Here is an 8146-nt window from a genome sequence, read left to right as displayed (position 1 = left end):
GGTGACAACGTGTCGATCACTGTGAAGCTGATCAACCCCATCGCCATGGAAGAAGGTCTGCGCTTCGCTATCCGCGAAGGCGGCCGTACCGTGGGCGCTGGCGTCGTGGCCAAGATCATTGCTTAATCAAGCAAGGTATATAGGGGTATAGCTCAATTGGCAGAGCGTCGGTCTCCAAAACCGAAGGTTGTAGGTTCGATTCCTACTGCCCCTGCCACTTGAATGTGGCCCCCAACAAGCCCGCCAGACCCTGGCGGGCTTCGGTGTCTTAAGTGGCGCCGTGACTCGGAAGCAGGAAATACTCAAAGATGGCCACTTCACAGGTTGAAACTGTCAATACAGGCGCAGACAAGGCCAAGCTCGCAGCGGTGGTGGCGTTGGTCATTGCGTCCGTTGCGGGCTTTTATTTGTTGAGCAAGCAAGGTGCTGTCGTTCAGTGGGCAGCATTGATCGTCGGGCTGGTTGCGGCTGCGGCGGTGTTTCTGGTGTCGGAGTCTGGGCGCCAGTTCGTCGCGTTTGCCAAAGATGCATGGCGCGAAGTGAAAAAGGTGGTCTGGCCTACGCGCAAGGAAACTTTGCAGATGACGGCGTATGTGTTTGCCTTTGTGGTGATCATGGCGCTTTTCCTGTGGCTCACGGACAAGACGCTGGAGTGGGTCTTGTACGACTTGATTTTGGGTTGGAGAAAGTCATGACGACCGCTGCGGAAATCACGGGAGCACAAGCTCCTGCAGGCGCTTCTGCCTCGGCCAATCCAGACCTGCGCTGGTACATCGTCCATGCCTATTCGGGTATGGAGAAGGCGGTAGAGCGCAACATCCAGGAGCGCATCAGTCGCTCTGGCATGCAGGACAAGTTTGGTCGCATCTTGGTGCCGACCGAAGAAGTCGTCGAAATGAAAAACGGCCAGCGCAAGACGACGGAGCGTCGTTTGTTCCCTGGCTATGTGTTCGTTGAGATGGTGATGGATGACGACACTTGGCACTTGGTGAAGCACACCAACAAGGTGACGGGTTTTGTGGGTGGTGCCAAAAACCGCCCAGCGCCAATCTCGGAAGACGAAGTGCAAAAGATCGTCAGCCAGATGCAGGAAGGCACCGACAAGCCGCGCCACAAGATCGAGTTCATGGTGGGCGAGTTGGTGCGCGTCAAGGAAGGTCCTTTCACGGACTTCAATGGCTCCGTCGAAGAAGTCAACTACGAGAAGAGCCGCGTGCGCGTTTCCGTGATGATCTTCGGTCGCTCGACCCCGGTGGAGCTGGAGTTCGGACAGGTCGAAAAGACATAAGTCTGTCGATCACAAGCCTGACCGGCCTCTGTGGTCAGTGCAATAGTTTTGGATGCCGCACTTTTCGACTCGGTGCGGACGTCGTCACAGTGAGTCGTTAACCCCCGGGGAGCTGGTGGTTGCACGGTGCAACACAAGCGTTATGACCCGTCAGGAGTAAAGCATGGCGAAAAAAATCGTCGGTTTTATCAAGCTGCAAGTCCCAGCTGGTAAGGCCAATCCATCCCCACCCATTGGTCCAGCACTGGGTCAGCGCGGTCTCAACATCATGGAGTTCTGCAAGGCATTCAATGCGCAGACCCAAGGTGTGGAACCAGGTCTGCCGTTGCCCGTGGTCATCACGGCGTTCGCAGACAAGAGCTTCACCTTCATCATCAAGACGCCGCCTGCGACGACTCTGATCAAGAAGGCGATCAAGCTCGAAAAGGGCTCTTCCAATGCCCTGAAGATCAAGGTCGGCAAGATCACGCGCGAGCAGCTCGAAGAGATCGCCAAAACCAAGATGAAGGACATGAACGCCGCAAACGTCGACGCTGCTGTCCGTACGCTGGCTGGTTCCGCACGCTCGATGGGCGTGACGGTGGAGGGGTTGTAAATGGCCAAGTTGACGAAAAAGCAAAAGGCCCTGCAGGGCAAGGTTGACAGCACCAAGCTGTACGCTTTTGCAGACGCAGTGGCTCTGGTGAAAGAAGCCGCAACGGCCAAGTTCGATGAGTCCATCGACGTGGCAGTGCAATTGGGCATTGACGCCAAGAAGTCGGACCAAGTGGTGCGTGGCGCCGTGGTGCTGCCCAATGGCACTGGCAAGACGACCCGTGTGGCCGTGTTTGCACAAGGCGCCAAGGCGGAAGAAGCCAAGGCTGCAGGTGCTGACATCGTCGGCATGGACGACTTGGCTGCCATGGTGAAGGCTGGCGACATGCCTTTCGATGTGGTGATCGCAGCCCCTGATGCCATGCGCGTTGTGGGTACCCTGGGCCAGATCCTGGGCCCTCGTGGTCTGATGCCTAACCCCAAGGTGGGTACCGTGACTCCTGACGTTGCCACAGCTGTGAAGAACGCCAAGGCTGGTCAAGTGCAGTTCCGCGTGGACAAGGCCGGTATCGTGCACAGCACCATTGGCCGCCGTTCCTTCGACAACGAAAAGCTGCAAGGCAATCTGGCTGCGCTGATCGATGCACTGAACAAGGCCAAACCAGCTTCGAGCAAGGGTCTGTACCTGCGCAAGGTCGCTGTGTCTTCCACCATGGGCCTTGGCGTCCGCGTGGATACGCAATCCATCGCAGCGTAATTGCGATAAAAAATCTTCGGGCCTTTTCAAAGGGCCTGATGTGGTGGGCTGTAGGTGGTCAACACCTGCCTGCAGGCCATCCAAGACCGTTGGTGTGCGGTTAGCCGCACTTAATCCCCTCGGGGGCCAACGCAGATGGCGATCCCGCTGCAGATGGAATCCGTTCCGAAACAGTTGGTCGCTGCAACAAGAGCGCGCAGGAGGGTGCAAGCCTGAATGCGCAATTTAAGGAGTAGACCTTGAGTCTTAATCGCAGTGAGAAAGAAGCGGTCATCAGTGAAGTGACCAGCCTCGCCGCTAAAGCTCAAACGCTTGTGATCGCGGAATACCGTGGCATCACGGTCGCCGACATGACCAAACTGCGCGTTGATGCTCGCAGCAAGGGTGTGAGCCTGAGTGTTCTGAAGAACACCCTGGCCCGCCGTGCTGTGGCAGGCAGCCAGTTTGACGTGGTGGCTGACCAGATGACTGGTCCCCTGATCTATGGCTTCTCCGAAGACGCCGTGGCTGCCGCGAAAGTGGTGGCCGACTTTGCGAAGACCAACGACAAGTTGGTGATTCGCGGTGGCGCTTTCGGTGGTAAAGCCCTGGACGTCAACGGCGTGAAGCAACTGGCCAACATTCCTTCCAAGGAAGTTCTGCTGGCTCAGATTTGTGGCTTGCTTATGTCCCCCATGTCGCGTACGGCCGTTGTGCTGGGCGCACTGGCGGCGAAAAAAGGCGAAGGCGCAGCCGCACCGGCCGCCGAACCTGCAGCAGCTTGATAGCTGGGCAGTCAACCAACACAATTGTTAGGAAATCAAAATGGCATTCGATAAAGACGCATTTTTGACCGCGCTGGACAGCATGACGGTTCTGGAACTCAATGACCTGGTGAAGGCCATTGAAGAGAAGTTTGGCGTGAGCGCTGCAGCCATGGCTGCTCCTGCTGCCGCTGGTGGTGGCGCTGGCGCCGCTGCTGCCGAAGAAAAGACGGAATTCAACGTGGTGCTGACCGAAGCTGGCGCCAACAAGGTGTCCGTCATCAAGGCAGTGCGCGAAATCACCGGTCTGGGCCTCAAGGAAGCCAAGGACCTGGTGGACGGCGCTCCCAAGAACGTCAAGGAAGGCATTGCCAAGGCCGACGCCGAAGCAGCCGTCAAGAAGCTGGTGGAAGCCGGCGCCAAGGCCGAACTCAAGTAATTCGGTCTCTTTCAAGGGCTGGAGTGCTCCTCAAAGGGCCTCCAGCCTTTGGTGCTTTCAGAGAGCACCCGCAAGCCCCGTTTTCAACGAGGCTTTCGAGTGTCTTCTGACAACCCCGACAGCAGAAGACGCCTTGGTTCGGGTGATGTGCAACGCATCACCGTCCGCCATGGTTGGTAGTGGCCAACCGCCAAGCCCACAAGGACCACGCTCCTTGTGGGTCAGTCGTCGAAGACCCAGGACTCATGTCTTTGCCCGGAGATCTCATGGCCTATTCCTACACCGAACGCAAGCGAATTCGCAAAAGTTTCGGCACCCGCGATAGCGTGCTCGAAGTTCCTTATCTGCTGCAGATGCAGAAGGACGCATACACCGCTTTCTTGCAGGCTGATAAAGCACCCCAGAAAAGAACCATCGAAGGCCTGCAGGCTGCATTTGACGCAGCCTTCCCCATCGTCTCCCACAACGGTTTTGTGGAGATGAAATTCATCGAGTACAACCTGGCCAAGCCCGCCTTCGACGTGCGCGAATGCCAGACCCGTGGTCTGACCTTTGCCTCGGCCGTGCGTGCCAAGGTCCAACTGATCATCTATGACCGCGAATCCTCGACCTCGCAGTCCAAGGTCGTCAAGGAAGTGAAGGAGCAAGAGGTCTACATGGGCGAAGTGCCTTTGATGACCGACAAGGGCTCGTTCATCATCAACGGTACCGAGCGGGTGATCGTGTCTCAGCTGCACCGTTCGCCAGGCGTGTTCTTCGAACACGACAAGGGCAAGACGCATAGCTCGGGCAAGTTGCTGTTTTCGGCCCGCATCATTCCCTACCGCGGCTCGTGGCTGGACTTCGAATTCGATCCAAAGGACATCCTGTACTTCCGGGTGGACCGCCGCCGCAAGATGCCGGTCACGATCCTGCTCAAGGCCATCGGCCTGAACCCGGAATCGATCCTGGCGAACTTCTTCGTCAACGACAACTTCCGCCTGATGGACAGCGGTGCACAAATGGAGTTTGTGCCTGAGCGCCTGCGCGGCGAAGTGGCGCGTTTCGACATCACTGACAAGTCCGGCAAGGTTGTCGTGGCCAAGGACAAGCGCGTCACCGCCCGTCACACCCGCGAACTGGAGCAGTCTGGCACCACGCACATCAGCGTGCCCGAAGACTTCCTGATCGGTCGCGTCGTTGCCCGCAATATTGTGGATGCCGATACGGGCGAAATCATCGCCAAGGCCAACGAAGAGCTGACCGAAGCGCTGCTCAAGAAGCTGCGTTCTGCCGGTGTGCGAGACCTGCAGGTCATCTACACGAACGAGCTGGACCAAGGCGCTTACATCTCGCAGACCCTGCGCATCGACGAAACGGTGGACGAGTTCGCTGCCCGCGTGGCTATCTACCGCATGATGCGCCCCGGCGAGCCGCCGACTGAAGACGCCGTGCAGGCCCTGTTCCAGCGCCTGTTCTACAACCCCGACACGTACGATCTGTCGCGCGTGGGGCGCATGAAGTTCAACGCCAAGATCGGCCGCGACGAATCCACCGGGCCCATGGTGCTGTCCAACGAAGACATCTTGGCCGTGGTCAAGATCCTGGTGGACCTGCGCAACGGCAATGGCGAAGTCGATGACATCGATCACCTGGGCAACCGCCGCGTGCGCTGTGTGGGCGAGCTGGCTGAAAACCAGTACCGCACGGGCCTTGCACGTATCGAAAAGGCTGTGAAGGAGCGTCTGGGCCAAGCCGAGCAAGAGCCACTGATGCCCCACGACCTGATCAACTCCAAGCCGATCTCTGCGGCCCTCAAGGAGTTCTTCGGTGCGTCGCAGCTGTCGCAGTTCATGGACCAGACCAATCCGCTGGCAGAAATCACGCACAAGCGCCGTGTGTCTGCCCTCGGCCCAGGCGGTCTGACCCGCGAACGTGCAGGCTTCGAAGTGCGTGACGTGCACGTGACCCATTACGGTCGCGTCTGTCCTATCGAAACGCCCGAAGGCCCCAACATTGGTCTGATCAACTCGCTGGCTCTGTATGCCCGCCTGAACGAGTACGGTTTCATCGAAACCCCGTACCGTCGCGTGGTGGATGGCAAGGTCACGAACGAGATCGACTACCTCTCGGCGATCGAAGAAGGCAAGTACGTGATCGCGCAGGCCAACGCCGTGCTCGACAAGGACGGCCGCCTGACGGGTGATCTGGTCTCTGCCCGTGAAAAGGGTGAATCCATCCTGTGCGGCGCGGACCGCGTGCAGTACATGGACGTGTCGCCTGCGCAGATCGTGTCGGTGGCTGCCTCGCTGGTGCCATTCCTGGAGCACGATGATGCGAACCGCGCGCTGATGGGCGCCAACATGTCGCGCCAGGCCGTGCCTGTGTTGCGTCCTGAAAAGCCATTGGTGGGCACGGGCATCGAGCGCGTGGCTGCCGTGGACTCGGGCACCGTGGTGACTGCCACTCGGGGCGGTATCGTGGACTACGTGGACGCTACCCGCATCGTGGTGCGCGTGAACGACGACGAAGCCGTGGCCGGTGAAGTGGGTGTGGACATCTACAACCTCATCAAGTACCAGCGTTCCAACCAGAACACCAACATCCACCAGCGTCCTATCGTCAAGAAGGGCGACAAGCTGGTCAAGGGTGACGTGGTGGCCGATGGTGCATCGACGGACTTTGGCGAAATCGCCATCGGCCAGAACATGCTGATCGCCTTCATGCCCTGGAACGGCTACAACTTCGAAGACTCGATCTTGATCTCTGAGCGCGTGGTGTCTGAAGACCGCTACACCTCGATCCACATCGAAGAACTGGTCGTGATGGCCCGTGACACGAAGCTGGGCGCCGAAGAAATCACGCGCGACATTCCGAACCTGTCGGAGCAGCAACTGAACCGCCTGGACGAGTCCGGCATCATCTACGTGGGTGCCGAAGTGCAGCCCGGCGACACGCTGGTCGGCAAGGTCACGCCCAAGGGCGAAACGACGCTCACGCCAGAAGAGAAGCTGCTGCGCGCCATCTTCGGCGAGAAGGCTTCCGACGTGAAGGACACCTCTCTGCGCGTGGACCAGGGCTCCTCTGGCACCGTGATCGATGTGCAGGTGTTCACCCGCGAAGGCATCCAGCGCGACAAGCGCGCCCAGCAGATCATCGATGATGAACTCAAGCGCTTCCGTCTGGACCTGAACGACCAGCTGCGTATCGTGGAGGCCGACGCGTTCGATCGTATCGAAAAGTTGCTGACCGGCCGCGTGGCCAACGGTGGCCCACAAAAGCTGTCCAAGGGCACCAAGCTCGACAAGGCTTACCTGTCGTCGGTGGAGAAATTCCACTGGTTCGACATCCGTCCTGCAGAGGACGAAGTCGCGACCCAGCTCGAATCCATCAAGAACGCTCTGGAGCAGACGCGCCACAGCTTTGACCTGGCTTTTGAAGAAAAGCGCAAGAAGCTCACGCAAGGCGACGAGCTGCCAGCGGGCGTGCTGAAGATGGTCAAGGTGTACCTGGCCGTCAAGCGCCGCCTGCAGCCTGGCGACAAGATGGCCGGCCGCCACGGTAACAAGGGTGTGGTGTCCAAGATCGTTCCGGTCGAAGACATGCCTTACATGGCCGACGGCACCCCTGCCGACATCGTTCTGAACCCGCTGGGCGTGCCTTCGCGGATGAACATTGGTCAGGTGCTGGAAGTCCACCTGGGCTGGGCCGGCAAGGGCATTGGTCAGCGCATTGGCAACATGCTCCAAGAGCAGGCCAAGGCGTCCGAAATGCGCACGTTCCTGGAAGAGGTGTACAACTCGCGTGGCCGCAAGGAAGACCTGTCGCAACTGAGCGACGAGGACCTGATGGCCATGGCGGAACACCTGACGAACGGTGTGCCTTACGCCACCCCTGTGTTCGATGGTGCTTCGGAAGAAGAAATCAAGGACATGCTCAAGATCGCCTACCCAGACGACATTGCAGAGCGCAAGGGCCTGACGCCGACCCGCACGCAGGCTTACCTGTTTGACGGCCGCACGGGCGAGCGCTTTGAGCGCCCGACCACCATCGGCTACATGCATTACCTGAAGCTGCACCACTTGGTGGACGACAAGATGCATGCCCGTTCGACCGGTCCTTACTCGCTCGTCACGCAGCAGCCGCTGGGTGGTAAGGCGCAGTTTGGTGGCCAGCGTTTCGGGGAAATGGAAGTGTGGGCGCTGGAAGCTTATGGCGCCGCCTACGTGCTGCAGGAAATGCTGACCGTGAAGTCCGATGACGTGGTGGGTCGTACCAAGGTGTACGAATCCATCGTCAAGGGCGAGCACGCCATCGAAGCCGGCATGCCGGAATCGTTCAACGTGCTGGTCAAGGAAATCCGTTCGCTGGGCCTGGACATCGAGCTGGAACGCTCCTAAGCAGAA

The 8146-nt window shown here is 58.9% G+C and carries 8 protein-coding genes and 1 tRNA gene; all 9 read left to right on the top strand.

The features are described 5' to 3' along the window. Window positions 1-126, top strand: a 126-nt coding sequence (locus OIN59_RS24545) for an EF-Tu C-terminal domain-related protein (RefSeq protein ID WP_456057495.1), incomplete at its 5' end; no start/stop codon positions are given. A 15-nt stretch (window positions 127-141) separates the two neighbouring features. Further along, window positions 142-217, top strand: a tRNA-Trp gene (locus OIN59_RS24540). A 91-nt stretch (window positions 218-308) separates the two neighbouring features. Beyond that, the gene (gene secE / locus OIN59_RS24535) at window positions 309-695 is read left to right on the top strand and encodes a preprotein translocase subunit SecE (protein ID WP_274114719.1); all 387 of its coding nucleotides are present in this window, start codon (window positions 309-311) and stop codon (window positions 693-695) included. Continuing rightward, a complete protein-coding gene (nusG, locus tag OIN59_RS24530) occupies window positions 692-1288 on the top strand; it encodes a transcription termination/antitermination protein NusG (RefSeq protein WP_274114717.1) in 597 nt (198 codons plus the stop codon). Before secE ends, nusG begins: the two co-directional genes overlap by 4 nt. 163 nt (window positions 1289-1451) lie before the next feature. Next, entirely contained in the window at window positions 1452-1883 is a 432-nt protein-coding gene (gene rplK / locus OIN59_RS24525) for a 50S ribosomal protein L11 (RefSeq protein ID WP_056641824.1), read from the top strand. Beyond that, window positions 1884-2579, top strand: a complete 696-nt coding sequence (gene rplA, locus OIN59_RS24520) for a 50S ribosomal protein L1 (RefSeq protein ID WP_218297388.1) — start codon at window positions 1884-1886, stop codon at window positions 2577-2579. It begins immediately after the preceding gene. A gap of 239 nt (window positions 2580-2818) precedes the next feature. Next, complete coding sequence (gene rplJ / locus OIN59_RS24515) at window positions 2819-3343, top strand: 50S ribosomal protein L10 (RefSeq protein WP_034695835.1); 525 nt, start codon at window positions 2819-2821, stop codon at window positions 3341-3343. Between the two features lie 40 nt (window positions 3344-3383). Further along, complete coding sequence (gene rplL, locus OIN59_RS24510) at window positions 3384-3761, top strand: 50S ribosomal protein L7/L12 (protein WP_008907085.1); 378 nt, start codon at window positions 3384-3386, stop codon at window positions 3759-3761. Between the two features lie 266 nt (window positions 3762-4027). Then, window positions 4028-8140 (top strand): DNA-directed RNA polymerase subunit beta, encoded by a 4113-nt coding sequence (gene rpoB / locus OIN59_RS24505; protein ID WP_274114708.1) that lies wholly within the window; start codon window positions 4028-4030, stop codon window positions 8138-8140. Window positions 8141-8146: the final 6 nt, after the last annotated feature.

Origin of the sequence: Acidovorax benzenivorans, assembly GCF_028680575.1 — a bacterium.
GTDB classification, from domain to species: domain Bacteria; phylum Pseudomonadota; class Gammaproteobacteria; order Burkholderiales; family Burkholderiaceae_C; genus Acidovorax; species Acidovorax benzenivorans.
This window is presented reverse-complemented; position numbering and strand designations above follow the sequence as displayed.

Bases quoted from the DNA above. Each gene is read 5' to 3' on its own strand.
- secE (WP_274114719.1), top strand. From the start codon at position 309: ATGGCCACTTCACAGGTTGAAACTGTCAATACAGGCGCAGACAAGGCC.
- rplA (WP_218297388.1), top strand. From the start codon at position 1,884: ATGGCCAAGTTGACGAAAAAGCAAAAGGCCCTGCAGGGCAAGGTTGAC.
- rplK (WP_056641824.1), top strand. From the start codon at position 1,452: ATGGCGAAAAAAATCGTCGGTTTTATCAAGCTGCAAGTCCCAGCTGGT.
- rpoB (WP_274114708.1), top strand. From the start codon at position 4,028: ATGGCCTATTCCTACACCGAACGCAAGCGAATTCGCAAAAGTTTCGGC.
- nusG (WP_274114717.1), top strand. From the start codon at position 692: ATGACGACCGCTGCGGAAATCACGGGAGCACAAGCTCCTGCAGGCGCT.
- rplL (WP_008907085.1), top strand. From the start codon at position 3,384: ATGGCATTCGATAAAGACGCATTTTTGACCGCGCTGGACAGCATGACG.